Origin of the sequence: Companilactobacillus sp. FL22-1 (assembly GCF_043951805.1) — a bacterium.
Classification (GTDB): domain Bacteria; phylum Bacillota; class Bacilli; order Lactobacillales; family Lactobacillaceae; genus Companilactobacillus.
Genome location: NZ_JBINJY010000010.1, coordinates 56,092 through 82,256, shown reverse-complemented (window position 1 = coordinate 82,256; position 26,165 = coordinate 56,092). Strand labels below are relative to the sequence as shown.

The following is a 26,165-nucleotide window of genomic DNA, read 5'->3' as shown; positions in this document are numbered from 1 at the left end:
GCCATTGCAGCAACGATTTATTTATACAAGCACACCAATGGCTAAGAAAGCCATGATTAAAATAACGATCATGATTAGTAATTTCATAACAAACTTGATCCATTTATCAAAACCAACTTTAACCATTGCCAAGGAAACTAGGATCAATCCCGTAGGTGCAATTAATCCAATCAAACCTTGTCCCCAGTTATAAGCATCAATGATCATTGCCCGGTTGATACCCACGACATCAGCTAATGGTGCCATGATTGGCATGGAAAGAACAGCCAAACCGGATGATGATTGAATAAAGAATCCTAAAATAATATAAACAAAGAACAAGACCCAAATGAAGAGAATATTGTTCATACCGCTGATTTGATTACTGAAGAAATGCATGATCGTATCGCTGACGAAACTATTTTCCATCACGATACCAACAGATCTAGCTAAACCAACTGTCAAGGCAACGCCCAGTAAATCTCCAGCTCCCGAAACGAAACTGTCGACGAACTTAGCTTCCTTCAATCCAGCCGTAAAAATCAAGATATAAGCTACAGCTAAGAAGACCACCGCAATTTCTGTAAAGTACCAGCCTAATTGTTGCACGCCGTAGATCATGACTACGAAACCAGCCGCAAAGACTAACAATGATAGTTTTTGCCGGATTGTGAATTCGCTCTTAGAAGTTAGATCCATGTCACCTAAGAAACGTTCCTTATCTTCTTCTGCTTGATCAGCGACTAAAGATTGGTTTGGATCTTTACGAACCTTTTCTGCATAATGAATCGTATAGAAAATCGACAAACCGACAGCACAAAGCCACATTAAAGCACGTAAAGGTAACCCGTCGGTAAAGTTGATACCGGCCGCATTTGAGGCAATAACGGTTGAGAACGGATTAATGGTTGAACTCATTGAACCAATCGCTGTTCCCAAGTATACCGCCGCTACTGCCGTCAAAGTATCATACCCGGCCAGTAAGAAGATTGGTATCAGAATCGGATAAAAGGCAATCGTCTCTTCAGCTAACCCAAAGGTGGTCCCACCTAAGGCAATCAGTGAAGTAACAATGACGATCAACCATTTCTGTTTACCTTTCAACTTCTCGGATAACCGTTTCATTCCTGAATCCATCGCACCAGTGGCATTCACAACTCCAATGACACCACCTAATATCAGAATAAAGACAATAATATCAACACTATCAACAATACCTTGTACTTGTGAAGTTAAAAATTGATTGATAGTTCCTAAAACCCCACGCTTAGGCTTTTTAATTTGGTGATAGGTATTCGGAATAGCTGCGGGACGATAAATAGTTCCGTCCTTAAATTTACTTACTTTGATTTTGATCTTATAATCATCCAAAGTTTTTTGAGTAGCTGGCTTCTTATAAGTTTTGCCAGAAGACTCGGTGATCACAAATTTATTACTATCAGAATTATATTCCAAAGTACTATATTTCCCAGATGGGATAAAGAAAGTTAAAGCTTGAACTAAAATTAAAACGATAACGATAACCGTATAAGCCGAGGGAAAACCTCGTTTTTTCTTTTTCTCCGCCATAATTATTATTCATCCCCTTTGATGATTTTCTTCACAAAACCATTATAGCAGGGATTTGTAAAGGCTTACAGTAACTCTTGATTAAAAATATAAATAAACTGGTTGACAAATGTTTCGGTACCGAACTATAATTCTCTTTGCAATTAAGTTCGGTACCGAAATATATTAACAATCATAGAAATGAGGAATATTAATTATGAGTAAAATCACAGATGATTTAATGAAACAATTACATTTTGTCAGTGAAGCTGGCAACTTCTTTATGAGTCAAAAGAAACAAAAACTTACTGGTCAACAACGAGTTCTCGCCATTTTGAAGTTAGAAGATGGTCTAACTCAAAACTACTTAGCCGAAGTTTTAGACTTACGTCCAAGTTCAGTCGCTGAACTTCTGAAAAAATTGGAAAATAACGGCGATATCACTCGGACGGAAGACGAAAATGACAAGCGAACTAAACATGTTCATTTAACCGCCGCTGGGCAAAAAAAAGCTGACGAATACGCTGCTTTCAAGAACGATGATTACAGCGAAGATTTCTTTAACGGCTTAAATGATCAGGAAAAAGTTCAGTTCAGTGACTATCTCCAAAAAATTTCCGACGGCTGGGACGACGATTTCAAGCAGAATTCTTCGAAATTCGTTGACCCGACCGATAAATTTAAAGCGATGCTCAATATGCGTGACAAAATGATGCAAATGCATGGTGACTTGACCCCTGATGAGTTTGAACAAATGCGTCATGAAATGCGTGAACGAATGCACCAGATGCCATTTGAAAATCCTTGCCGACCACATCGAGATTTTCTCGATCACGAATCAGGGCATGGCTTTGATAACCGTCGTCATCCCAACTTTAGACGCGATTTTTGGCGACATGATGAATTTTAATTTTACTAAATGAGGATAAATCGATGCGTAATGAAGCAACAATTAGACCAGATATTTCCAGGTCTAGAACTCAATTTAAATTTCGGGATTTCATGCATTTAATCAACAGCGTGAATCCTAAAAAGGGACTTTTCCTTATTGGAATGCTCTTGAGTCTAATAACAAGTGGTGCCAGTTTGATAGTCCCCCAATTGACTAAAAGTTTAGTTGACTCGAGTGACCTATCGAAAATCAACAGCCATATGTTAATTATCTTAGTCTTAGCCTTTTTGATCCAGCTAGGCTTTGGAACGATTGGTGGTTATATCTTACGATATGTTGGTGAAGGATCAGTTAAAACGCTTCGGGAAAAGCTCTGGGAACATCTCCTAAAATTACCAGTTGGATATTTTGATGATCACAAATCTGGTGAAACCAGTTCACGGTTAGTTAACGATACGAGTGTTATTAAAGATCTAATCACTTCACAATTTCCTAACTTTGTTACTGGAGCGATTCAATTAGTTGGTTCAATGATCATTCTCTTCTTTATGGATTGGAAAATGGCCTCGTTGATGTTTGCAATCATCCCTGTTTTCGTTTTGATTTTGCTACCAATTGGCCGCATAATGTCACGTCTGGGTCGTAAATTACAAGCTGCCACTGCTGATTTCAATGCAGATGCGAGCGAAAAGTTATCCGAGATTCGTCTGATCAAATCCAGTAACGGGGAAACTTTTGAAAAAACAACTGGTGGCAATTTAATCAACCGGATTTTCCAAGTCGGTATTAAAGACGCCCGTGTGGAAGCTGTTTTACAACCAATCATGACAACTGCCATGTTGGGAATCTTCGTCGGTATCTTAGGTTATGGTGCTGTCAGAATTCAACAAGGTACTCTTTCCAGTGGTTCACTTGTTGCTTTCCTACTATATTTATTCAACATCATCACTCCAGTAGCCAGCTTTGCAACGTTTTTCTCTCAAGTTCAAAAGGCTATGGGTTCAACGGAAAGGATTCAAGAAATTCTCCAAGCTAAACCAGAACCTAGTTCTGATTTACAAAAGATTACGGTTGAAGGTAAGACCATAACTGCTTCACATGTAAACTTTAGTTATCAAGCAGATGAACCAATCCTAAAAGATATTTCTTTTGAAGCCAAACCTAATACTGTAATTGCTTTTGCGGGACCATCTGGTGGTGGAAAATCTACTATTTTTGCCCTGCTTGAGCGATTCTATCAGCCTAATTCAGGTTCTATTATGATTGACAAACAGAATATCAACCAAATTGACCTAGCTAATTGGCGAGCTCAGATCGGTTATGTTTCTCAAGATAGTGCTGTTTTTGCTGGCAGTATTCGTGATAATCTGCAATACGGTTTGAACAAGCATTTAACCGATGAAGATCTCTGGCAAGGTCTAAAATTAGCCTATGCCGAAGAGTTCGTCAAGAAGTTTCCTGATCAACTCGATACTCAAATTGGCGAACGAGGGGTTAAATTATCTGGTGGTCAAAAACAACGAATCGCAATTGCTCGAGCCTTCCTCCGCGACCCTAAGATTCTAATGTTAGATGAAGCAACCGCTAGTCTTGACTCTGAATCCGAGGAAAAAGTTCAACGAGCTTTGAACCAATTGATGGTTGGTCGTACTACTTTAGTGATTGCCCACCGTTTGTCAACAATTGTCGATGCTGACCAAATTTATTTCGTTGAGCAAGGCCAGATCAGTGGTCATGGTACGCATAAAGAACTTCTGTCAACACATGCTTTATACGCAGAATATGTAAAAGAACAAATTGTCAATTAATTTCAGAAATCATATAACTTCAACCTTTAATCGAAGTTATATGATTTTTTTTATATAAAGAATTGACAATCTATTAGAAAGTAGTTAGTATACTAACTATAAATAAAAAGAAGGTGTGCCCGTGAACAACATTGGTTATTTATTAATTAAAATCACCAAGCAATTGCGCTATGAATTGAATCAAAAGCTGCAATCGCAAGATATCACCATTCAACAATGGTCAGTGATTCAACAGATAAATCTCTGGATAACGATTCATCAGACTGGTCCAACAGCGAATGCTTTGTGTCAGATTTTAGATATGGATAAACCAACAATGTCCGGAATCATTCAACGCTTGGTCAAAAAAAAGCTGATCTACAAAGAACCCAACCCTAACGACCAACGATCGCAACTTTTAGGGCTGACTGCTATTGGTGAAACAGCTTTAACAGCTGGTGAACAAACTAGCGATCAACTTTTGAACCAATACTTAACTGTCCTCACCCCTGATGAACAAAAAAAGCTTCAAGAGCTCTTAATTAAATTAAATGGAGAAATTAAATCATGACAAAAATTTTAGTAATCGGAGCCACTGGTAATATTGGTTTACCACTAGTGGATTACCTCTCAAAACAAGACAATGTTTCAATCGTAGCTGGTGCCCATGATTTGGAAAAAGACCGCCGGACTCTTGCCAAGTATCCAGAAGTGGAACTAAGATATTTCGATTTTCTGGACTCTGAATCCTTCAAACCAGCAATGGCTGACGTAGAAAAGATTTTCTTTATTCGTCCACCCCAATTAGCTAATCCGAAAGTGGAAATGTTACCCTTCTTAAAGTTTGTTCAAGCTAAAAAAGTTCAACGTTTAGTCTTTGTTTCATTAATGGGAGTCGAACACAACCCAATGACACCACATCATAAGATTGAAAAGATGATCGAAGAGTTAAATATTCCTCATACCTTCATTCGCCCCAGCTTCTTTATGCAAAACCTCAATACGACCCACCGTTTCGATATTCAAAAGAATCACGACCTCTTCATCCCTGCTGGCCATGCTAAAACTAGTTTTATCGATACACGAGATATCGGCGAAGTCGCTGGAGTAACCCTTTTAGATGATAAGTATCTTAATAAAAAAGTTAATATCACCGGACCACAAGCACTGACTTACTTTGAAATCGCTGATTTAATGACTAAAACTTTTGGTCATACGGTTACTTACAGCAAACCTAGTTTATTAAGATTCCGTCACACGATGATTAAACGTGGGCTCAAGAAAGATTATGTCAATGTAATGGTCATGCTTTATCTGATTACCCAAATGGGCAATGCTAAAGAAGTGACTGACGAATGCTCTCAAGTTTTAGACCACGCACCTAGAGACATGCAGACATATTTGAACGACTATAAAAATCAATTGAGCTAGAAAACTTTAATGGTATATAAAAAGCCTCTGATTCATATCAGAGGCTTTTTAGTGTCACAATGATCAGTTTTGGATGACCAAATTCTACATATACAAATATTTCTTAGCTAAACTTTCAATCGTATCATCATAGGCAATGAAATAAACTAAGCCGTCGAAATCAAAATTTTTAACCGTTTCGATTGCAATAGCAATGGCATCCCCTAATGGATAATTGTAAATTCCAGCACTCAAAAATGGAAAGGCAATCGAATTGACCGCCAATTTTTGAGCTAACTTCATTGCGGAATCGTATGCCTTGATCAGCAAGTCCTTTTCCCCATGTTCGCCATCGTTATAACGCGGTCCGACAGCATGAATAACATAGTCTGCATTAAGCTCGAAAGCCTTGGTATAGACAGCACTGCCCGTAGGCGTACCACCTATTTCAAGCATTGCTTGACCAAGTTTTGGACCAGCCTTTCTATTCAAAGCTCCATCGACTCCACCACCCGGAACTAGGGCACTATTAGCTGCATTGACGATTGCATCGACATGAAATGGTAAATAGGCAATATCGCCTTTAACAATAGAAATTTTTTCCATAAATATTACCTCTTTTCGTTCAACACATATTTGTGGATAGCTTTTGATACACCATTTTGGTTGTTGCTCTCTGTCACTACCTTAGCACTTTTCTTGACGGCACTAGGTGCATTTTGCATAGCAACACCTAATCCGGCCAACTCAAGCATGGGAAGATCATTGAAATTATCACCAAGCGTCATCGTCTTATCAAGAGATAAATCGTACATTTTCGCTAACTCACGCAGAGCTTTCTCTTTGGAAACATGACTGTTAGTAATTTCAAGATAATTTGGTTTTGATAGATAAAACGAACTGTCAACCAAGCTTTCAGCCTGGAAGTTATTTAAAGCTTCAGCAATCTCTTCTGGTTCGCTAATTAATAAAATCTTATGGATTGGTGCCGTCGAAATCAATTTTTCCACATCAGTTACAATCGGTTCTAACTGCGTAATGTCTGACTCAATTTCAACCCATTTGTCGATTTTTTCAACATACCAATCTGACCCTGAATACAAGTTGATCGAAACTTGTGGATATTTTTGATGAACGCTAGTAATGATTTTCTTAACTTCATCAGGATTTAATTCGTGGCTCAAGATTGTCGTATAAGACTTTTTATCAAGATTCTTGATTACCAAAGCGCCGTTATAACAAGCAATCGGATTATCCATTACTGCAAGTTCTTTGGCGATTGGCAGCATCCCTTTAGGTGAACGAGCTGAGGCCAAAATGAAAGGTACATTCTTATTACGTAATTTATTTACAGTTGCTTTTAAATCGCTATCAACCACATTTTCGTCATTTAAAATCGTCCCATCAATGTCACTCAAAATTAATTTAATCTCATTCATCTTTTTCACCCCTATATTTTCTCCTGAAATCACCGTAACATATTTCACCCATTTAATCATTTGTCGAGATTAATTCAAAAAAGTAATTATTCAATAGAGATAACTGACTATGATAAACTTAATATGATTATTTCGGAGAAAGTAATAATTTGTCTTATAGAGGTGATTTTATGAACGAACTTACTCCGTATATGGACTCTCTACAAAAGATCTCAGCTTATTGGGGATTAGCCACTATCGTCTTATTCGGAATTTTCCTATTTTTGTGGTTGCGGGAACCACGAAGGTTGCTCAACGGTATCACCTTCACAATTTTCTTTATTGCTTTCTTGACTGAGTTAGCAATCTTGATTTTCAGTACGGGTAATTTACCGTTCATCGTCATTATGGGCACGTTATTTTTACTAATACTTGGTGTGATTGCTTTAACATTGGTATTCATGTGGGCTTTGTTACTGTGGAACGCCATTGTCGTTTGGAAACGTGAAAGCCATAATCTATCAAACATGTTGACCTTGCTTCTGGCAATCTTTTTGATTGTTTTATGGTTTGCCAATGTCTTTATGGCTGAACATTCTAAATTCTTACCTGATTGGTTCAACACTTTGATTTCCTGCTTGCCCTTCGTCGGTATGTACTTGTTAGTCTGTTCTTACAACTTTTTAGCCAATGTCTTCCTATATCAATTCGTTCCTCGGGGGTACAAAGCCAATTACTTAATCGTTCTCGGGGCCGGTTTGATCAACGGTGACAAAGTTTCACGATTACTCGGCAGCCGTATCGATGCGGCGATTAAATTTGCTAACAAACAGATCAAAAAAGGCCGGCCTGCCCCTAAAATTGTCTTCTCTGGCGGACAAGGACCTGATGAAAAACTCTCCGAGGCCAGAGCCATGGCTGATTATGCTATTGAACATGGCTGGGATAAAGATTTAGTTATTCTCGAAGATAAGTCGCGTAACACTTTGCAGAATATGCAGTTTTCTAAATCAATTATCACCAAAGATTATGGCAATGATGAGGCCAATATCAAATTTTTCAGTAATAATTATCATATCTTCCGGGCCGGTCTCTTCGCCAAAATGGCCGACTTAGCAGCTAACGGCGTCGGTGCACCCACTAGATTTTACTTTTTGCCAAATGCTTTGATCCGAGAGTTTGTGGCAATTCTCTTAATGAACAAGAAGCGACACTTGATTGTGATCGGCTTCATTGGTGTAATGACTCTATTGATGGTTGCCGTAACTATTTACGTCGACATAATGGCAAAATAAACTTTCACGTCTGGTCACCTCTGGTGATTAGGCGTTTTTTGATTTGGGCAAAAAAATACCGGCAACCTTATCATTCAGTTGTCGATACATAATATTAATAATTTCCTTTAAAATATGTTCCATTCGAATTAAAATTTTCGGAACTCTCTATGAAATAGTTAAACCATGCCCGCTAAATTCTGCTCCATCACAACAACTGTATAACCGGGAACTGGAATTTCCCGTCCGTCTTTAACGAAGCCATTCTTGAGCAAGAATTGTTCGCTCTGAACATTTCCTTTGGCATAGGCTAATTCTATTCGACTTATCCCAGAATTTTCCACAGCACTTAATACATCACTCATAATGGAACTTCCAATACCCTTACCTTGATATTTGGCGTCGACCATGAAAAATCCCATCCAAGCACTCTTATCATCAGGATATGAAGTAACCAAATCAAGGATAGCTATTAGATCATTATCCTTAAAGAAACCGACGTAATACTTGTCATCCAAGGTTTTGTTAGCTGGTACGACTTTCATATCTTCCAAAATACTGTGACGCGTTGCCTGTGGTGGACAATAAGAAAAATAAGTTGGATTGCTTTGAACTAATGCAAAAGCTTTATTGGCATCTTGAACTGTCAATTTACGTACTTGATAACTTGTGGATAAGTTTTCTACATTAAGCATAAATTTTCCCTCTTTTCATAATCTAATGCTAACAAAAAAACATCCCTCACACTGAGAGATGTTTTTGATCCAAAACAGAAAATATAAATATTAACGTTTTGAGAATTGTGAAGCCTTACGGGCTTTCTTAAGACCTGGTTTCTTACGTTCCTTCATACGAGGGTCACGTGTCAAGAAGCCAGCTGACTTGAGTGAAGGTCTGAAATCAGGATCTACATCAAGAAGTGCTCTTGCGATACCATGTCTAATTGCTCCAGCTTGTCCTGAGAAGCCTCCACCATTAACGTTAGCAATAACGTCATAGCTTTCTGCTGTTTCAGTAATATCTAGAGGTTGTTTCATATCAGCAATCAAATTGTCAAAAGGAATGTAATCTTTGACATCACGTTTGTTGATAGTAATCTTTCCGTTTCCGGGTACTAGGCGTACACGAGCAACTGAGTCCTTGCGACGACCTGTTCCGGCGTATGATACTTGTGCCAAATTCTTTTCCTCCTTAAATTAGTTTGTTGATATCCAACATTTCTGGATTTTGGGCTTGGTGGTTATGTTCTGAACCTGCATATACATGCAACTTCTTAATTTCTTGACGACCAAGAGTGTTCTTAGGCAACATACCGCGAATTGAATCTTCAACAAAGCGTTCTGGCTTTGTAGCTTGCTTTTCGCCGGCGCTGATACTCTTCAACCCACCTGGGTGATCTGAGTGAGAATAATAAATCTTATTCTTAGCTTTCTTACCTGTTAATCTAACTTTATCTGCATTGATGACAATCACATTGTCACCTGTATCAACGTTAGGTGTGTAAGTTGGTTTGTTCTTACCTCTAAGAATAGAAGCAACAACTGATGAAAGTCTACCTAAGACAACATCTTCACCGTCAATTACATACCATTTACGTTCAACTTCACTTGCTTTTGCTAATGGTGTTGTACGCACTTTAATTTCCTCCAGTTTCTACGTCTGTTTGACAACTCAATAAGTTTCCGGGGCTTATCGTGGGGCAAACAATACCAGTTACAATAATACTGTGATTTTAACCCTAAGTCAATATTTATCCACAGATTATTCATAAAAAACTTCTTTTAAATATAGCCCGCTAGCTGGTGCTGTACCACGTGCTTCTTGGCGATCTTTAACTTCAAATAATCGCAAGAAATCATGTACATCCCGACGCCCATTACCAATCTCCAACAGAGTAGCAACTAAAATTCTAACCATATTATATAGGAAGCCATTGCCTGTAAATTCGAAAACTAATTCGTCATTGTTCTCATTATACACGCATGTTGCAGAATAGATAGTCCTAACTTTATTTTCTATCACACCGCCTGAAGCCGCAAAACTGGTAAAATCATGTTCCCCAATTAGATCTTGTAACGCTAACTGGATTTTATCCACAGACAGCTTGTAAGGATAATGACCTGTGTAAAAACGTTTGAAGGGATCCGTATAATGTCCTAAAGCGACACGATATTGATAAGTCTTTCGTTTCACCCCAAAGCGGGCATGAAAATTCTCATCGACAATCTGAGCATCTTTTACGACGACATCTAATGGCATTAACGAATTGATTGCCTTTAACATACTCTCTGCCGGGATCTTCCCTGGATAATCAAAGTGAATCACTTGTCCTAAAGCATGCACTCCGGCATCAGTCCGACCAGAACCGAAAACGTCGATCTGCTGCCCTTTTGTCATCTTCGTCAAGGCTTTTTCTAAAACACCCTGAACTGTCCGCAGCTCATTTTGTCGTTGAAAGCCATGAAACTTAGTCCCATCATAGGCGATGGTTAGTTTGTATCTTGTCATAAATTAATAACTCCGTAATAAAAGTAAAATCACTGTTAAAGCTGCCATCGAAAGCACCATCAGATTGTCTTGTCGTCCCCAATTGAGAACCCGATATTTACTACGGCCTTCTCCATCCTTATAGCCTCGTGATTCCATCGCAATCGCTAAATCATAGGCAATTGAAAAACTGCTGACGAACAGAGGAATCAGAATTGGCACAAAGGACTTGATCCGCTTGATCAATCCACCTTCGCCAAAGTCAACTCCACGAGCCCGTTGAGCGTCCATGATCTTAGTTGTTTCATCAACCAATAGCGGCACGAATCGCAATGCAATCGACAGCATTAAAGCTACTTGAGTCACTGGAAAGTTGATTTTTTTCAGCGGTTTAAGAATGCTCTCGATTGAATCGGAAATTTCGATCGGTGTCGTGGTCAATGTTAATAAGGTCGAAATAAAAATAATTAAAATAAAGCGAATAAAGATATAGCCAGCAATTACTGCCCCTTCTTTTGACAGTGTAAAGATCCCCCAGTGCCAAATTGGATGGCTGCTAGGCGTAAATAGTAACTGCAAAGCAACGGTAAACAGAATCAGCCAAAAGACTGGTCTCAGTCCTTTTAAAAAGAAGCTAAAGCTGATTTTTGATAAATAGACAGCAAACAATACGAAAATTAACATAAAGCCATAAGAAGCCACATTATTTGCTAGAAATACAATCCCCACAAAGAAAAAAGTTGCCAGAAATTTACCACGAGGGTCCAAGCGATAGATAATCGAATCTCCCGGTAAATATCTTCCCAATATTATTTTATTCATTAATTAATCACCATTTATCTGTTGTTTGATCTTAGTTCCTAGTTCGTCAATTGTAATCGGTAATTCAGTGAATTGAAAGTTTCTCTCCATTAAGTCTTTAGCAAAGACAGCACTCTTTGGTAAGGTCAAGAGTCCATCTTTAATTAAAGCCTGGTTGTTGAAAACTTTTGGTGGTTTACCTTGAGCCACAAGTTTTCCACGGTGGATAACTGCCATTTCATCGGCGTAATTAGCCACATCGTCCATATTGTGCGTGATCAAAATGATCGTTTTCCCCTGAGCTTGCAACCCCTTGAATAAGTCCATGATTTCTTGCCGTCCCACTGGGTCCAGGCCAGCTGTCGGTTCATCTAAGATGATTGTCTCGGGATCACTAGCCAACACCCCCGCGATTGCCACACGCCGCATCTGTCCACCAGATAGATCAAAGGGCGACTGTTTCAACAAGGATTCATCCAAACCAACTTTTTGGATCATTGCATGAGCGCTTGCTTTAGCTTCTGCTTCCGTAGCCCCAAAGTTCATGGGTCCAAACATGATATCTTTTTCCACAGTTTCTTCAAACAACTGATTTTCGGGAAATTGAAAGACCATACCTACTTGTTTGCGCAGTGGTTTCAGATTCTTGTTATTGGTCGTAGGCGTAATCAAACGATCTCCGACTTTTATCGTACCAGAAGTTGGTTTCAAAAGGGCATTGATATGTCGAACTAGAGTTGACTTCCCACTACCTGTTTGACCAACGATAGCCGTAAATTTTTTATCTTGAATTGTTAGTGAGACATCGTCAAGACCTAAACTAGCGGTGGGACTGTCTGGATTATATGAATGTGTTACATGTTCGAAGACAATTTCCATAAGGTTTCCTTTAGCTCCTCTTCATTTAAGTAGTTTTGAGGCAAGTTAACTTTATCCCCTAGTGTTGACATTAATTGACTTGTAAATGGCTCCTCAAGCCCATATTTTTGTAAATCCGAGCCTAATTCATAGATCGTATCCGGAGTCCCATCTCGAACAATCTGACCGTCATTCAAAACAACGATTCTTTGGGACAGTTCTGTCTCTTCAATATCGTGGGTAATTGAAATAATCGTCAAGTCTTGTTGACTGCGTAATTGTTGAACTAAATTCAAGACCGTCTTACGACCGTCTGGGTCCAGCATACTAGTCGATTCGTCCATGATTATGATCTGGGGTCTAGTTGCCAAGACTCCCGCAATCGCTACCCGCTGTTTTTGTCCTCCGGATAACGATTGGGGATCACGCTTCTTAAAATCAGCCATCTTGACTAATTTTAGAGCCTGGTCAACTTCTTTTACCATCTGCTCACGAGGCATACCTTGATTCTCTAGGCCAAATGCTACATCATCTTCCACCGTAGCACCAACAAATTGGTGATCAGGGTTTTGGAAAATAATCCCAATTTTGGTTCTTGCCTCCCAAATATTTTGATCATCAATCACTTGTCCATCGATTGCAATCGTACCTGAGTCAGCTTCTATCAATCCATCGATCAATTTGGTCAACGTTGATTTGCCACTACCATTCTTTCCTACGATCGATAGCCATTCATTCTTATGAATATCAAGCGTGAGATCACGAATTGCCTGATGCTTAGCTTCTGGATAAGTATAGTTTAAGTCTTTAATAGAAATAATATTTTCCAAAAGTTATCTCCCTCGAAATGTTTTACGTCTATCATAACAAATTTGAGCAAAAAAAAATCATTCGACAAATTAGTGTCTCCAATTAAGGAGATCTCAGAGATAGACTTAGTCAAAAATGACCATCATCTTAACACTCACTAATTCATCAGAATGACTGATTTTTTAATAATTAATAAACAATTATTATTAAACTAATTCAATAATAACCATTGGAGCAGCATCTCCACGGCGTGGAGTTGTCTTCAAAATACGTGTGTATCCACCATTACGTTCTTTGTAACGAGGTGCGATATCACTGAAAAGTTTTTGAAGAGCTGATTGAACAACAACTGCGTCATCATCTTCTGTAATGTTAGCAACTTCGTTTCTAACATAAGCAGCAGCTTGGCGACGAGCATGCAAATCTCCGCGTTTACCTAAGGTTATCATCTTTTCTGTTGTACGACTGATCTCTTTAGCACGAGTTTCAGTTGTTACAATGTGTTCATTAATGATTAAATCAGTAGTTAAATCGCGCAACATTGCTTTTCTTTGTGAACTTGTACGTCCTAATTTGCGGTAGCCCATGTCTATACCTCCTGTTTGAATTTGATATTATTAGTCTTCTTGCTTCAATGACAATCCAAGATCAGCAAGCTTTTCTTTAACCTCAACTAGTGACTTGCGTCCTAAGTTACGAACACGCATCATATCAGCTTCGGATTTTTCAGTAAGCTCTTGCACAGTATTAATACCAGCACGCTTCAAACAATTATATGAACGAACTGACAAGTCAAGTTCTTCAATAGTCATTTCAAGTTTCTTTTCTTTTTGAGTTTCCTCTTTTTCGATCATCATGTCAGCACTCTTAGCTTCTTCAGTAAGGTTTACAAAACTGTTTAGATGTTCTGTAAGGATCTTAGCTGACAAACTAATAGCTTCGCGTGGTCCAATTGAACCATTTGTCCAGATATCGATTGTTAATTTGTCGAAGTCGTTTCTCTTACCCACACGAGTGTTTTCAACTTGATAGTTAACTTTTTCTACAGGTGTAAAAATCGAGTCAACTGGAAGAACACCAATAGGTGTTTCGTCCGTCTTATTTTGTTCTGCAGGAGTATATCCACGACCATTTTTAATTGTCATTTGCATGTGGAAGTGTCCACCCTCAGCAACAGTACAAATAAATTGTTCTGGATCGAGGATTTCCAAGTCATCATCAGCTTTGATATCGTTAGCTGTAACAGTAGCTGGACCAACAATGTCGATTTCAGCTTTTAAACTGTCTTCAGCATAAGACTTGAGCTTTAATTTCTTAACGTTAAGCACGATTTGGGTAACGTCTTCAATTACGCCATCAACAGCTGAAAATTCATGCAATACACCGTCTATTTGAATATCAGATACCGCAGTACCAGGTAATGATGCTAATAAAACTCTACGTAATGAATTACCTAAAGTTGTACCATAACCTCTTTCAAGCGGTTCGATAATATATTTACCGTAACTACTACTTTCTTCAACAGAAGTAATAGATGGCTTTTCAAATTCGATCATTCGGTTAGTTCCCCTTTCAAAACGAAATGTGTGTAGCTTAGTTCATATGGGTATACAACCATTCTATACACGACGACGCTTTGGAGGACGAGAACCATTGTGAGGAACTGGTGTAACATCACGAATAGCAGTAATTTCCAAACCAGTAGCTTGTAGTGAACGGATTGCAGCCTCACGACCAGATCCTGGACCCTTAACAGCTACTTCGACTGTTTTCATACCATGTTCCATTGATTCTTTAGCAGCTGCTTCTCCAGCCATTTGTGCGGCAAATGGTGTTGATTTACGACTACCCTTGAATCCTAGTGCACCAGCTGATGACCATGAAACGGCATTACCGTTAACATCAGTGATCATAACAAGTGTATTGTTGAATGTGGAGTGGATATGTGCAACACCAGATTCAATATGCTTCTTAGTACGACGCTTACGACCTTTACTTTGTGCCATGATTAACCTCCTATCTTATTATTACTTCTTCTTACCAGCAATGGTAATCTTCTTACCCTTACGAGTTCTTGCATTATTCTTTGTGTTTTGTCCACGAACTGGCAAACCACGACGATGTCTCATACCACGATATGAGCCAATTTCTTGTAGTCTCTTGATGTTCATGCTTACTTCACGACGTAAGTCACCTTCGACACGAATTTTATCAACTTCTGCACGAATTTTATCTTCTTGATCAGGAGTTAAGTCTCTTGTACGAACGTCCTCTGATACGCCTGCATCTTTAAGCACTTTTTGAGCTGTTGTTTCGCCAATACCAAAAATGTATGTTAAAGCAATAACAATTCTCTTATCACGAGGTAAATCTACACCTGCTATACGAGCCATTAATCAATGCACCTCCTATTTTATTATCCTTGTCTTTGTTTGTGCTTTGGATCTGCAGAGCAAATAACCATGACGCGGCCGCGTCTCTTAATTACTTTACAGTGTTCGCACATAGGTTTAACGGATGGTCTTACTTTCATATTGTGGAACCTCCATTCCATTAAAAAACTTATTATCTATATCTATATGTAATTCTTCCCTTGGTTAAATCATAAGGGGATAATTCCACGGTAACCTTGTCACCGGGTAAAATTCTAATGTAGTGCATGCGGATTTTACCTGATACATGGGCTAGAACTGTAGCGCCATTTTCAAGTTTTACCTTAAACATCGCATTAGGCAATGTTTCTGAAATTGTACCTTCTACTTCAATGACATCTTCTTTTGCCAAAGATATTAACCTCCATACGGGATGAAATTATTCTGCATATACTGGCGAATTATACAATAATTTTCCGTACATGTAAACATTCAAAGCAAAAAGTTTTACAAGTTTTGTAAAACTTTCTTGACTTCGTTATAAACTTCATCTATTTCTTGTTCACCATTGATCTTGTGCAACAAGTTCAACTTGTCGTAAAAATCAATTAATGGTGTATTCATTTCAATGTTAACTTTCAATCTATTCTTAACAGTCTCAGGCTTATCATCTTCACGTTGATAAAAATCATGTCCGCCACAGACATCACATGTTCCTTCAACCTTAGTAGGATTGTAGATCTTATGATAAGTTGCGCCACAGTTAGAACAAATATATCTTCCAGATAAACGATCAACTAATGTTTCAGGCTTTACATCGATATAGATGACAGCATCTATCGGTTTGTTTACATTCTTTGCAATTGTCTGTAAAGCGTTAGCCTGTTCAAGAGTTCTCGGAAATCCATCTAACATATATCCATCTTTTTGGACATCATCTTCAGCTAAACGTTCTTCAACGATAGCTTCGGTAACATCATCTGGAACAAGTTCACCTTTGTCGATGAACCCTTTTGCTTTCAAACCAACTTCTGTCTTGTTGGCCATAGCAGCTCTAAACATGTCACCTGTTGAAATATGAACAACTTTAAAATCTTCAACAATCTTTTCTGCTTGAGTACCTTTACCTGCACCAGGTAATCCCATCAATACAATATTCATTGTCACATCTCCAATTATCTAATAAATCCAACGTATTCACGTTTCATCAAAAGACCACGTAATTGACGATCCATTTCCAAAGCAACACCAACGATGATCAACAAACTCGTACCACCTAATCCGATGGATTGAGGTAAGTTGAACAAGTTAGCAGCTAATAATGGAAGCAATGAAACTAAACCTAGGAACGCAGCTCCGACAGTTGATAGTCTCATCAAAACGCCTGACATAAACTTGATTGTTTCATTACCAGGCCAAACTCCAGGGATATAAGCCCCTTGTTTTTGTAGGTTCTCTGCAAGCTTCTCAGGATTTACTTGAACAAATGCATAGAAGAATGTAAATAATACAATCAACAATGTATAAATAATCGAACCTGTTGTAGTCTGCATACTGAATATTTCAGTTAATACTTGATACCATTGATCTCCACTGTGATTTGCTTGAAAGGCCATCAAAATTGTTTGAGGCGTAACAATAAATGAACTAGCGAAGATAACGGGAATAACACCAGCAACGTTAACCTTTAATGGTAGGAAACTTTCACTACCACTACCAGCAGCACGTCTTGTATATTGAATTGGAATTCGTCTGTTTGCTTGTTGAACGTAAGTTACAAACTGAACAACAATCAAAATGATTACCACAAGGGCAACTAGGAAGCCAATATTCTTAGCAAGATCTGCTGAACTGGAATTTGTAATATAATCACGGTAAATTTGTTGAATCCCATTAGGGAAACGAGCAATGATACCAGCAAAAATAATTACGGAAACTCCATTACCGAGACCATTTTCAGTGATCTGCTCACCGATCCAAGTAAGAAGCATCGTACCACCGGTTAAAATGATACCGATGGAAACGAAAGCCCACATATTTGGAGATTTGACTAATCCCAAACCACTTAATTGGTTAAAACCGGCTGTAATACCGATCGACTGAACAAAACCTAAAACAATCGTCAAATATCTCGTTACTTGATTTAACTTTCTACGGCCAACTTCACCTTGTTTACTCCACTCAACAAACTTAGGAACAATATCCATTTGTAAAAGTTGAACAACAATTTGAGCCGTGATGAATGGTGAAACACCCATTGAGAAAATGGAATAGTTCGAAAGACCACCACCGGTAACGGTATCCAACAGAGGAACAAGTCCAGTGGAACCAACCTTTTCCATTGCCGCAGCGTTAACTCCGGGAACGGTAATTTGTGATCCTAAACGATATATTACAAGTAACATCAAGGTAAATAGGATCTTCTTACGAATTTCTTTTACCTTTAGAGCATCTCTGATAGTTCCAAGCATTAGATCACCTCGACAGTGCCACCAGCGGCTTCAATTGCTTTAGTAGCTGCGGCTGAACTCTTAGCAACTTTAACAGTTAACTTAGCACTAACCTCACCGTTAGCAAGCAACTTAACACCATTATATTGTTTCTTAATGATACCAGCTTCTTTTAATGTTTCTGCATTAACTTCAGCACCATCATTAAACTTACTTAAATCACTTAGGTTTACAATAGCATATTCCTTGCGGTTAATGTTATTGAATCCACGTTTTGGCATACGACGGAACAAAGGCATTTGTCCACCTTCAAAACCAATACGTGTCTTACCACCTGATCTAGCCAATTGACCTTTTTGACCACGACCAGCAGTTTTACCTGTACCACTTGAAGTACCACGACCTAGACGTTTTCTTGCATGTCTTGAGCCTGCACTTGGCTTAAGTTCGTTTAGTTCCATTATTGCACCTCCTAATCTCTTATAAATTTATTAATCTTTAACTTCTTCAACGCTTACTAAGTGAGCGATTTTACGTACAGCACCACGAATTGCAGCATCATCCGGCTTAACAACAGAACTTGAAACTCTTCCGAGGCCTAGTTCTTTGACTGTTTTACGTTGAGCAGGAAGGCGGTGAGCTGCACTTCTAATTAGAGTAATTTTAAGTTTAGCCATTATTACACACCTTTCTTCTAGTTAAGCAATTCTTGGGCTGAGATTCCGCGCATTTCAGAAACGCTTTCGGCAGTCTTAAGTTGTTTTAGTCCATCGATTGTTGCACGAATTACGTTGATTGGTGTATTTCTTCCAAGTGACTTACTTGTAACATCACCAACACCTGATAATTCGATAACGGCACGAACAGCACCACCAGCAGCAATACCAGAACCTTCTTCAGCAGGCTTCAACATGATTCTACCAGCACCGTAAGTACCGATAACTTCATGAGGAATTGTTGAACCAACCATAGGAACACTAATAAGGTTCTTCTTAGCATCTTCAACAGCTTTACGAATAGCTTCTGGAACTTCTTGAGCTTTACCAGTACCGAAACCTACGTGACCATTCTTGTCACCAACGATTACGATAGCAGCAAAACGTAGACGGCGTCCACCTTTAACAACCTTAGTAACACGGTTGATTGAGACAACGCGATCTTCTAATTCTAATTGAGATGGATCGATATATGTCATAAATTTGGTTTCCTCCTTCTAGAATTTTAGCCCATTTTCACGAGCTGCTTCAGCAAGACTTTGAACACGACCGTGATATAGGTAACCGCCACGATCAAAGATAACATTGCTAATTTTAGCTTCTTGTGCTCTTTGTGCAATCAATGCACCAACAGCTTCAGCTTGTTCAACTTTTGAACCGTCTTTAATTTCTTTATCAAGAGTTGAGGCACTTGCTAGCGTTACACCCTTTACGTCATCAATAATTTGAGCGTAAATGTTTTTATTCGAACGGAATACGTTTAAGCGTGGGCGCTCAGCAGTACCAGAGATTTTGGCACGGATACGTCTTTGACGTTTTTGACGTGCTTTGTTCTTGTCTGGTTTTGTAATCACAATTTTCACCTCATAGATTTATTTACTATTTACCAGTTTTACCTTCTTTACGACGTACATATTCGCCAACATAACGAATACCTTTACCTTTATAAGGTTCTGGAGAACGTACATCGCGGATTTCAGCAGCAAATTGACCAACCTTTTGCTTTGAAATACCTAAAACGTTGATTTCTGTATTTGAAGGAGATTCGATCTTGATACCTTTTGGTGCATCCATAACAACTGGATGTGAATATCCAACTGAAAGTGTCAATGTGTCACCTTTAACTTGTGCACGGTAACCAACACCTCGTAGTTCAAGTTTCTTTTCGTAACCTTCTGTAACACCAATGATCATGTTGTTAAGGTTTGAACGCATTGTTCCGTGAAGAGCTTTATCATTTTCACTTTCACGTGTGAACTTAGCTTCATTACCTTCGATTGTTAACTTGATCTTTGGACTGAATTCTCTTGTTAATTCACCCTTAGGGCCTTTAACAGTGATGTTTTCATCTTTTTGAGTAACTGTAACTCCGGCTGGAATTTCAATTACTTTATAACCGATACGACTCAAATTAGTGCACCTCCTTACTTTTTAAGTATATTACCAAATATAAGCGATTACTTCTCCACCAACGTGTTGAGCGCGGGCTTCTTTGTCAGTAATAACACCTTTTGAAGTTGAAAGAATAGCGATACCTAATCCATTAAGAACCTTTGGCACGTTATCTGAATCAACATAACTACGTAGACCTGGTCTTGAAATACGTTTCAAGCCTGAAATGACGCGTTGTTGATCTTTACCATATTTTAAGAAAATACGAAGTACGTTTTGTTTGTTATCTTCGATAACTTCGTAATCCTTGATAAATCCTTCATTCTTAAGAATCTCTGTCATGCTCTTCTTGATGTTTGAAGCAGGAATTTCTAGAGATTCATGTTTAACCATGTTTGCATTACGAATACGTGTTAAGTAATCTGCAATAGGATCTGTCATGACCATTTGATTTGCCTCCTTTTTTTATTAAAATCTTACCAGCTAGCTTTTTTCATACCAGGGATTTGACCTTCATGAGCCAATTGACGAAGGCAAAGTCGGCAAAGCTTGAATTTACGATATACAGAATGTGGACGTCCACAGCGTTCGCAACGTGTATAAGCTTGAGATGAGAACTTTGCGGGTCTATGATTACGTACGATTTGAGATTTCTTAGCCAATGAATTTACCTCCTAATTTATTTTGTGAATGGCATACCGATTTGTGATAACAATTCACGTGATTCTTCATCTGTGTTAGCTGTTGTAACAATAACGATGTCCAATCCACGGATTTTGTTAACCTTATCGTAGTCAATTTCTGGGAAAACCAATTGTTCTTTAACACCTAATGTGTAGTTACCACGGCCATCGAATGAACGTGTTGATACACCACGGAAGTCACGAACACGTGGTAAAGCAATGTTGATTAGTTTGTCAAGGAAGTCATACATACGGTCACCACGAAGTGTAACCTTAGCACCGATTGACATACCTTCACGAAGTCTGAAACCAGCGATTGATTTCTTAGCTTTTGTGATCAAAGGTTTTTGACCAGCAATCAAACCTAGTTCTTCAACAGCTTCGTCAAGATTCTTTGAGTTAGCAATTGCATCACCAACACCCATGTTCAAAACAATCTTTTCAACTTTAGGTGTTTCCATGACTGATGAATAGTTGAACTTCTTCATCATTGATGGTGTGATTTCGCTAACGTACTTTTCTTTTAATGCGTTAACCATTTAGTTTTCTCCTTTCTTATTTATCTTCTTTATCAGTTGTCTTACTTACAACTTTAACGTTAGTTGCGCTAATAGGTCTTTCAACGTCAACAATTCCACCTTGGGGTTGAGCGTTGGTTGGCTTAGAGTGTTTCTTTACAACGTTAACGCCTTCGACGATAACTTTGTTAGCAGCAGGGATAGCTTTTTTAACTACGCCTGTCTTGCCCTTAGCATCACCGGCAATAACTTTGACATTGTCTCCAGTTTTTACAAACACTATTCAGCACCTCCTGAATTTAATTGTTCTTTTTATAGCACTTCTGGTGCTAGGGATACGATCTTCATAAAATCGTTATCACGTAGTTCACGAGCAACGGGTCCGAAGATACGTGTTCCTCTAGGTGTTTTATCAGCATTAATAATAACTGCGGCGTTTTCATCAAATCTGATGTAAGAACCATCTGTACGGTGAGCACCTGATACAGTTCTTACGATAACAGCTTTAACGACGTCACCCTTTTTAACAACGCCACCTGGTGTTGCTTGTTTGACAGTAGCTACGATAATATCACCGATATTAGCTGTCTTACGGTTTGAACCACCAAGAACTTTAATTGTTAGAATTTCACGAGCTCCAGAATTATCTGCAACTTTTAGACGACTTTCTTGTTGAATCACGTTTTGGCCCTCCTCTCATCAGTTATGGTCTAGATTTTGACTGCTTTTTCGACGATTTCTAATAAACGGAAGCGCTTTGTCTTTGACAAAGGTCGAGTTTCCATGATACGTACAATATCGCCAACTTTTGCTTCGTTGTTATCATCTTGAACGTAATATTTCTTAGAATATCTTACACGTTTTCCATAGACTGGATGTTGTTTAGTAGTTTCAACAACTACAACGATTGTTTGATCCATCTTGTCTGAAACAACGCGTCCTTGATATACCTTACGACGGTTACGAGTTTCTTGTGTTTCGCTCAACTTGATGTCCCCTTCCTGTTTATTATTTTTCGTTATTCTTTTGGTTTTGAGCTGTTCTTAATCTTGCAATGTTCTTTCTTACAGCCTTTAGACGAGCTGTGTTTTCCAATTGGCCTGTAGCTTGTTGGAAACGCAAGTTGAATAGTTCTTCTTTATATTCTTTAACTTTGTCTTGCAATTGAGCAGCAGTTAGCTCTTTGATTTCACTAGCCTTCATCAGCGCCACCTACTTCCTCACGTTTTACAAACTTAGTTCTAACAGGTAGTTTGTGTGATGCAAGTCTCAAAGCTTCGCGAGCAACTTCTTCAGAAACACCACCGATTTCAAACAAAATCTTTTGACGTTTAACTGGAGCTACCCAACCAGCTGGAGCACCTTTACCATTACCCATACGAACACCTACACCCTTAGCAGTGTATGATTTATGAGGGAAGATTTTAATCCAAACCTTACCACCACGCTTCATGTAACGAGTCATAGCAACACGGGCTGCTTCAATTTGTCTATTTGTGATCCAGCTTGAGTCAAGTGCTCTCAAACCATATTCACCAAATGTAACTTCTTTGCCACCTTTAGCTTCTCCGCGCATCTTGCCACGGAATTCACGACGGTGTTTTACACGTTTTGGTACTAGCATAGATTATTCTCCTTTCCCTTCATTTTTTGTTTCGTCGTTATGTTGTGGTTTAGCAGGAAGAACTTCACCACGATAGATCCAAGTTTTAACACCTAAATTACCGTATGTTGTCTTTGCTTCAACCCAAGCATAATCGATATCAGCACGTAATGTGTGCAAAGGAACAGTTCCTTCTGTATGCCATTCACGACGAGCCATATCAGCACCGTTCAAACGACCAGAAATTTGTACCTTGATACCCTTAGCACCTGCACGTCTTGAGCGTTGAACTGCTTGACGTTGTGCACGTCTGAAAGCAATACGAGCTTCAAGTTGACGGGCGATGCTTTCACCAACAAGTTTTGCATCTAAATCAGGTTTCTTGATTTCGATGATGTTGATGTGAATGTTTCTGTTAGTTAAGTTATTTAGTTCATTACGTAATTTTTCAACTTCAGAACCACCTTTACCGATAACCATACCTGGTTTAGCAGTGTGAATTGAAACAGTAACGTTCTTAGCAGTACGTTCGATTTCGATTCTTGAGACAGAAGCATTTGAAAGTTTGTCTTCAATATACTTACGAATCTTAAGGTCTTCATGTAAAAATGTTGAAAAGTCTTTATTGTTTGCATACCATTTGGCATCCCAGTCACGGATAACACCGACACGGAATCCGACTGGATTAATCTTTTGACCCACTAAAAGTTACCTCCTATACTATTCTTTTTCACTTACAACGACTGTAATGTGACTTGTTCTCTTGTTAATTGGTGATGCTGAACCCTTTGCTCTAGGACGGAAACGTTTTAGAGTTGGTCCTTCGTCTACGAATGCTTCGCTAACGAAGAGGTTTTGTGCATCTAAATCAAAGTTGTGTTCTGCGTTTGCAATTGCTGACTTAAGAGCTTTAGCAATAATTGGAGAGCCTGCTCTAGGTGTGAATTGCAAAATTGCAAGTGCCTCAGCAGCTTGCTTGCCTCTGATTAGATCAATAACAAGGCGAGCCTTACGAGGTGCAATACGCACGTTTGTAACTCTAGCTGTTGCAGATGTAATTTCTTGTTCTGCCATCATTTAAGTCTCCCTTCTTATTTCTTTGTCTTCTTGTCATCTGTTGCGTGACCATGGAATGTACGTGTAGGTACGAATTCACCTAACTTGTGTCCAACCATATCTTCTTGGATATAAACTGGAACATGCTTACGTCCATCATGAACTGCGATTGTATATCCTACGAAACTAGGAAAAATTGTTGAACGTCTTGACCATGTCTTGATAACTGACTTTTTGTCAGAATCTGCTTGTGCATCGATCTTCTTTAGAAGGTGTGCATCTGCGAATGGTCCTTTTTTTAAACTGCGACTCATCTTATGTCCTCCTTATATTATTCTAATGAATAGTCTACTTACCTTTTCTATGACGAACGATAAGCTTTTCAGATTTGGCATGAGTTGAACGAGTTTTCTTACCAAGAGTCTTCTTACCCCATGGTGACATAGGAGATGGATGACCGATAGGAGCTTTACCTTCACCACCACCGTGTGGGTGATCGTTAGGGTTCATAACTGATCCACGAACTGTAGGTCTCATACCTAACCAGCGCTTACGACCAGCTTTACCAATCTTAATAAGTTCATGTTGTTCATTACCGATTGAACCAACAGTTGCACGGCAAGTTGAAAGAACCAAGCGAACTTCACCAGAAGGTAAACGTAAGATTGAGTACTTTCCATCTCTACCTAGCAATTGGATTGATGTACCAGCTGAACGGCCGATTTGACCACCCTTACCAGGTTTCAATTCAACGTTATGGATTGTAGTACCAACAGGAATGTCAGCAAGTACAAGTGCGTTACCTGGTTTGATATCAGCTTCTTTACCAGATTGAATAACTTGCCCTACTTCAAGACCTTTAGGAGCTAAGATGTATGATTTAACACCATCTGAATAGTGAATAAGTGCAATATTTGCTGTACGGTTAGGATCGTATTCGATTGCCTTAACTGTAGCTTTGACACCGTCTTTGATACGTTTGAAATCAATAACACGGTATTTTTGTTTGTGTCCACCACCACGGTGACGAACTGTAATATGACCGTATGAGTTACGACCAGCAGTATGGCTTTGTGATTCTAGAAGTGTCTTTTCAGGAGTTGTCTTAGTGATCTCAGAAAAGTCAGAACCTGTCATATTACGACGACCGTTTGTGGTTGGTTTATACTTGATAATCGCCATTATTGGACCTCCTTATTTATTCTTCGTCGAAAATCTTAATTTCGTCTGAATCTGCTGTAAGAGTGATGATAGCCTTACGACGTTTTGCTGTGAAACCAACATAACGGCCTTGGCGTTTCTTCTTACCTGAAACATTCATAATATTTACTTGTTTAACTTTAACACCGAAAATTTCTTCAATAGCTTGTCTAACAAGAACTTTGTTAGCATCTAAGGCAACATCAAAAGTATATTTCTTGTCGCTCATAGCATCCATTGAGCTTTCAGTAACAACGGGGCGAATAATTACGTCTCTTGCATTCATTATCCAAGCACCTCCTCAATTTTAGAAAGTGCTGCTTTTGTAACAACTAACTTGTTAGCGTTAATAACGTCAAGAACGTTAACACCTTCTGGTGCAACAACCTTAACCTTATCAATGTTTCTTGCTGATAAAGCAACGTTGTCGTTGCCATCTTCAACAACTACAAGAGCTTTGTTGTCAGCACCTACTGTATTTAGTAATTGTGCAAAAGCTTTTGTACTTGGCTTGTCGTATGAAATTGAGTCAATAACGATTAGGTTACTGTCAGCAGCCTTTTGTGAAAGTACAGACTTCAATGCCAAACGGCTAACCTTCTTAGGAAGGTGATATGCATAAGATCTTGGTGTAGGGCCGAATACGACACCACCACCTACCCATTGAGGTGATCTAATTGAACCTTGACGAGCACGTCCTGTACCCTTTTGACGCCATGGTTTTCTACCACCACCACGTACTTCGGAACGGTTCTTAACATCATGAGTACCTTGTCTCATTGATGCACGTTGCATGATGACTGCATCTGTAACAACACTATCGTTTGGTTCGATACCAAAGATTGCATCTTTTACTTCAACAGCACCGTTCTCAGCACCGTTATCTTTGTAAGCTGTGATTTTTGTCATAA

42 protein-coding genes are annotated in these 26,165 nt (G+C 38.9%); 5 read left to right on the top strand and 37 right to left on the bottom strand.

All coding sequences use genetic code 11. From position 1 onward, the window contains the following. Positions 1-21: 21 nt before the first annotated feature. Complete coding sequence (locus ACG72T_RS09570) at positions 22-1,548, bottom strand: YfcC family protein (RefSeq protein WP_395265979.1); 1,527 nt, start codon at positions 1,546-1,548, stop codon at positions 22-24. 196 nt (positions 1,549-1,744) lie between these two features. Between ACG72T_RS09570 and ACG72T_RS09565 the strand changes: the two genes are divergently transcribed. The 4 genes from ACG72T_RS09565 (at position 1,745) to ACG72T_RS09550 (ending at position 5,637) form a co-directional block, all read left to right on the top strand. After that, complete coding sequence (locus tag ACG72T_RS09565) at positions 1,745-2,437, top strand: MarR family winged helix-turn-helix transcriptional regulator (RefSeq protein ID WP_395265978.1); 693 nt, start codon at positions 1,745-1,747, stop codon at positions 2,435-2,437. Between the two features lie 23 nt (positions 2,438-2,460). Continuing rightward, a complete protein-coding gene (locus ACG72T_RS09560; RefSeq protein ID WP_395265977.1) occupies positions 2,461-4,227 on the top strand; it encodes an ABC transporter ATP-binding protein in 1,767 nt (588 codons plus the stop codon). Positions 4,228-4,348: 121 nt separating this feature from the next. Then, a complete protein-coding gene (locus tag ACG72T_RS09555) occupies positions 4,349-4,777 on the top strand; it encodes a MarR family winged helix-turn-helix transcriptional regulator (protein ID WP_395265976.1) in 429 nt (142 codons plus the stop codon). Next, positions 4,774-5,637, top strand: a complete 864-nt coding sequence (locus ACG72T_RS09550; RefSeq protein WP_395265975.1) for an SDR family oxidoreductase — start codon at positions 4,774-4,776, stop codon at positions 5,635-5,637. The genes ACG72T_RS09555 and ACG72T_RS09550 overlap by 4 nt, the downstream gene beginning before the upstream one ends. Before the next feature lie 84 nt (positions 5,638-5,721). Here the strand turns inward: ACG72T_RS09550 and ACG72T_RS09545 are convergent, their stop codons facing one another. Both ACG72T_RS09545 and ACG72T_RS09540 read right to left on the bottom strand, forming a co-directional pair. Beyond that, on the bottom strand, positions 5,722-6,222 hold the full coding sequence (locus ACG72T_RS09545) for a macro domain-containing protein (protein ID WP_395265974.1): 501 nt from the start codon (positions 6,220-6,222) through the stop codon (positions 5,722-5,724). 5 nt (positions 6,223-6,227) lie between these two features. Continuing rightward, positions 6,228-7,055, bottom strand: coding sequence for a Cof-type HAD-IIB family hydrolase (locus ACG72T_RS09540; RefSeq protein ID WP_395265973.1), 828 nt, complete (start codon positions 7,053-7,055; stop codon positions 6,228-6,230). Between the two features lie 170 nt (positions 7,056-7,225). On the opposite strand from ACG72T_RS09540, the gene ACG72T_RS09535 reads away from it, so the two are divergent. Beyond that, complete coding sequence (locus ACG72T_RS09535; RefSeq protein ID WP_395265972.1) at positions 7,226-8,329, top strand: YdcF family protein; 1,104 nt, start codon at positions 7,226-7,228, stop codon at positions 8,327-8,329. Between the two features lie 158 nt (positions 8,330-8,487). Here the strand turns inward: ACG72T_RS09535 and ACG72T_RS09530 are convergent, their stop codons facing one another. The 34 genes from ACG72T_RS09530 to rplD form a co-directional block, all read right to left on the bottom strand. Beyond that, positions 8,488-9,003, bottom strand: a complete 516-nt coding sequence (locus ACG72T_RS09530) for a GNAT family N-acetyltransferase (protein ID WP_395265971.1) — start codon at positions 9,001-9,003, stop codon at positions 8,488-8,490. Between the two features lie 90 nt (positions 9,004-9,093). Further along, complete coding sequence (rpsI, locus tag ACG72T_RS09525; protein WP_395265970.1) at positions 9,094-9,486, bottom strand: 30S ribosomal protein S9; 393 nt, start codon at positions 9,484-9,486, stop codon at positions 9,094-9,096. A 13-nt stretch (positions 9,487-9,499) separates the two neighbouring features. Further along, positions 9,500-9,943, bottom strand: coding sequence for a 50S ribosomal protein L13 (rplM, locus tag ACG72T_RS09520; protein ID WP_395265969.1), 444 nt, complete (start codon positions 9,941-9,943; stop codon positions 9,500-9,502). Positions 9,944-10,069: 126 nt separating this feature from the next. Next, entirely contained in the window at positions 10,070-10,816 is a 747-nt protein-coding gene (gene truA / locus ACG72T_RS09515) for a tRNA pseudouridine(38-40) synthase TruA (RefSeq protein ID WP_395265968.1), read from the bottom strand. Positions 10,817-10,819: 3 nt separating this feature from the next. Further along, complete coding sequence (locus ACG72T_RS09510; protein ID WP_395265967.1) at positions 10,820-11,617, bottom strand: energy-coupling factor transporter transmembrane component T family protein; 798 nt, start codon at positions 11,615-11,617, stop codon at positions 10,820-10,822. 3 nt (positions 11,618-11,620) lie between these two features. Continuing rightward, the gene (locus ACG72T_RS09505) at positions 11,621-12,475 is read right to left on the bottom strand and encodes an energy-coupling factor transporter ATPase (RefSeq protein WP_395265966.1); all 855 of its coding nucleotides are present in this window, start codon (positions 12,473-12,475) and stop codon (positions 11,621-11,623) included. Beyond that, a complete protein-coding gene (locus tag ACG72T_RS09500; RefSeq protein ID WP_395265965.1) occupies positions 12,451-13,284 on the bottom strand; it encodes an energy-coupling factor ABC transporter ATP-binding protein in 834 nt (277 codons plus the stop codon). Before ACG72T_RS09500 ends, ACG72T_RS09505 begins: the two co-directional genes overlap by 25 nt. Before the next feature lie 186 nt (positions 13,285-13,470). After that, positions 13,471-13,851, bottom strand: a complete 381-nt coding sequence (gene rplQ, locus ACG72T_RS09495) for a 50S ribosomal protein L17 (protein WP_057891232.1) — start codon at positions 13,849-13,851, stop codon at positions 13,471-13,473. 30 nt (positions 13,852-13,881) lie between these two features. After that, positions 13,882-14,820, bottom strand: coding sequence for a DNA-directed RNA polymerase subunit alpha (locus tag ACG72T_RS09490; protein WP_119325798.1), 939 nt, complete (start codon positions 14,818-14,820; stop codon positions 13,882-13,884). Between the two features lie 63 nt (positions 14,821-14,883). Then, positions 14,884-15,270 (bottom strand): 30S ribosomal protein S11, encoded by a 387-nt coding sequence (gene rpsK, locus ACG72T_RS09485; protein WP_025023834.1) that lies wholly within the window; start codon positions 15,268-15,270, stop codon positions 14,884-14,886. A gap of 21 nt (positions 15,271-15,291) precedes the next feature. After that, on the bottom strand, positions 15,292-15,657 hold the full coding sequence (rpsM, locus tag ACG72T_RS09480) for a 30S ribosomal protein S13 (RefSeq protein ID WP_395265964.1): 366 nt from the start codon (positions 15,655-15,657) through the stop codon (positions 15,292-15,294). Between the two features lie 23 nt (positions 15,658-15,680). Then, positions 15,681-15,797 carry a 50S ribosomal protein L36 gene (rpmJ, locus tag ACG72T_RS09475; protein WP_010018546.1) on the bottom strand — a complete coding sequence of 39 codons (117 nt, stop codon included), beginning with the start codon at positions 15,795-15,797 and terminating at the stop codon, positions 15,681-15,683. A gap of 32 nt (positions 15,798-15,829) precedes the next feature. Next, positions 15,830-16,048 carry a translation initiation factor IF-1 gene (gene infA / locus ACG72T_RS09470; RefSeq protein WP_010018544.1) on the bottom strand — a complete coding sequence of 73 codons (219 nt, stop codon included), beginning with the start codon at positions 16,046-16,048 and terminating at the stop codon, positions 15,830-15,832. A gap of 95 nt (positions 16,049-16,143) precedes the next feature. Then, the gene (locus ACG72T_RS09465; protein ID WP_057891235.1) at positions 16,144-16,797 is read right to left on the bottom strand and encodes an adenylate kinase; all 654 of its coding nucleotides are present in this window, start codon (positions 16,795-16,797) and stop codon (positions 16,144-16,146) included. 14 nt (positions 16,798-16,811) lie between these two features. Next, complete coding sequence (secY, locus tag ACG72T_RS09460) at positions 16,812-18,107, bottom strand: preprotein translocase subunit SecY (protein WP_395265963.1); 1,296 nt, start codon at positions 18,105-18,107, stop codon at positions 16,812-16,814. Beyond that, positions 18,107-18,547: a 50S ribosomal protein L15 gene (gene rplO, locus ACG72T_RS09455; protein ID WP_395265961.1), complete on the bottom strand. Its 441-nt coding sequence runs from the start codon at positions 18,545-18,547 to the stop codon at positions 18,107-18,109. Before rplO ends, secY begins: the two co-directional genes overlap by 1 nt. A 30-nt stretch (positions 18,548-18,577) precedes the next feature. Further along, positions 18,578-18,763 (bottom strand): 50S ribosomal protein L30, encoded by a 186-nt coding sequence (rpmD, locus tag ACG72T_RS09450; RefSeq protein WP_041501346.1) that lies wholly within the window; start codon positions 18,761-18,763, stop codon positions 18,578-18,580. A 17-nt stretch (positions 18,764-18,780) separates the two neighbouring features. Beyond that, positions 18,781-19,281, bottom strand: a complete 501-nt coding sequence (gene rpsE, locus ACG72T_RS09445; RefSeq protein ID WP_395265960.1) for a 30S ribosomal protein S5 — start codon at positions 19,279-19,281, stop codon at positions 18,781-18,783. 18 nt (positions 19,282-19,299) lie between these two features. Beyond that, positions 19,300-19,665, bottom strand: coding sequence for a 50S ribosomal protein L18 (gene rplR, locus ACG72T_RS09440; protein WP_395265959.1), 366 nt, complete (start codon positions 19,663-19,665; stop codon positions 19,300-19,302). Between the two features lie 16 nt (positions 19,666-19,681). Further along, positions 19,682-20,212, bottom strand: coding sequence for a 50S ribosomal protein L6 (gene rplF / locus ACG72T_RS09435; RefSeq protein WP_395265958.1), 531 nt, complete (start codon positions 20,210-20,212; stop codon positions 19,682-19,684). Between the two features lie 30 nt (positions 20,213-20,242). Continuing rightward, positions 20,243-20,641: a 30S ribosomal protein S8 gene (rpsH, locus tag ACG72T_RS09430; protein WP_102196865.1), complete on the bottom strand. Its 399-nt coding sequence runs from the start codon at positions 20,639-20,641 to the stop codon at positions 20,243-20,245. A gap of 29 nt (positions 20,642-20,670) precedes the next feature. Then, positions 20,671-20,856 carry a type Z 30S ribosomal protein S14 gene (locus ACG72T_RS09425; protein ID WP_010018530.1) on the bottom strand — a complete coding sequence of 62 codons (186 nt, stop codon included), beginning with the start codon at positions 20,854-20,856 and terminating at the stop codon, positions 20,671-20,673. A gap of 17 nt (positions 20,857-20,873) precedes the next feature. After that, positions 20,874-21,416 (bottom strand): 50S ribosomal protein L5, encoded by a 543-nt coding sequence (gene rplE, locus ACG72T_RS09420; RefSeq protein ID WP_395265957.1) that lies wholly within the window; start codon positions 21,414-21,416, stop codon positions 20,874-20,876. A 16-nt stretch (positions 21,417-21,432) separates the two neighbouring features. Continuing rightward, positions 21,433-21,675 carry a 50S ribosomal protein L24 gene (gene rplX / locus ACG72T_RS09415; RefSeq protein ID WP_395265956.1) on the bottom strand — a complete coding sequence of 81 codons (243 nt, stop codon included), beginning with the start codon at positions 21,673-21,675 and terminating at the stop codon, positions 21,433-21,435. 32 nt (positions 21,676-21,707) lie between these two features. After that, a complete protein-coding gene (rplN, locus tag ACG72T_RS09410) occupies positions 21,708-22,076 on the bottom strand; it encodes a 50S ribosomal protein L14 (protein WP_025084417.1) in 369 nt (122 codons plus the stop codon). A gap of 29 nt (positions 22,077-22,105) precedes the next feature. Further along, a complete protein-coding gene (gene rpsQ / locus ACG72T_RS09405; RefSeq protein ID WP_041501339.1) occupies positions 22,106-22,381 on the bottom strand; it encodes a 30S ribosomal protein S17 in 276 nt (91 codons plus the stop codon). A 22-nt stretch (positions 22,382-22,403) separates the two neighbouring features. Beyond that, positions 22,404-22,598, bottom strand: coding sequence for a 50S ribosomal protein L29 (gene rpmC, locus ACG72T_RS09400; RefSeq protein ID WP_010018524.1), 195 nt, complete (start codon positions 22,596-22,598; stop codon positions 22,404-22,406). Beyond that, positions 22,588-23,019 (bottom strand): 50S ribosomal protein L16, encoded by a 432-nt coding sequence (rplP, locus tag ACG72T_RS09395; RefSeq protein ID WP_395265955.1) that lies wholly within the window; start codon positions 23,017-23,019, stop codon positions 22,588-22,590. The genes rpmC and rplP overlap by 11 nt, the downstream gene beginning before the upstream one ends. A 3-nt stretch (positions 23,020-23,022) precedes the next feature. After that, positions 23,023-23,700, bottom strand: coding sequence for a 30S ribosomal protein S3 (rpsC, locus tag ACG72T_RS09390; RefSeq protein WP_395265954.1), 678 nt, complete (start codon positions 23,698-23,700; stop codon positions 23,023-23,025). Between the two features lie 18 nt (positions 23,701-23,718). Then, positions 23,719-24,072 (bottom strand): 50S ribosomal protein L22, encoded by a 354-nt coding sequence (gene rplV / locus ACG72T_RS09385; protein ID WP_120144181.1) that lies wholly within the window; start codon positions 24,070-24,072, stop codon positions 23,719-23,721. Positions 24,073-24,089: 17 nt separating this feature from the next. Continuing rightward, a complete protein-coding gene (rpsS, locus tag ACG72T_RS09380) occupies positions 24,090-24,368 on the bottom strand; it encodes a 30S ribosomal protein S19 (protein WP_395265953.1) in 279 nt (92 codons plus the stop codon). 34 nt (positions 24,369-24,402) lie between these two features. Then, a complete protein-coding gene (rplB, locus tag ACG72T_RS09375; protein ID WP_395265952.1) occupies positions 24,403-25,236 on the bottom strand; it encodes a 50S ribosomal protein L2 in 834 nt (277 codons plus the stop codon). 16 nt (positions 25,237-25,252) lie between these two features. Beyond that, positions 25,253-25,540, bottom strand: coding sequence for a 50S ribosomal protein L23 (gene rplW / locus ACG72T_RS09370; RefSeq protein WP_395265951.1), 288 nt, complete (start codon positions 25,538-25,540; stop codon positions 25,253-25,255). Next, the gene (rplD, locus tag ACG72T_RS09365; RefSeq protein WP_395265950.1) at positions 25,540-26,163 is read right to left on the bottom strand and encodes a 50S ribosomal protein L4; all 624 of its coding nucleotides are present in this window, start codon (positions 26,161-26,163) and stop codon (positions 25,540-25,542) included. The genes rplW and rplD overlap by 1 nt, the downstream gene beginning before the upstream one ends. Between the last annotated feature and the right edge of the window lie 2 nt (positions 26,164-26,165).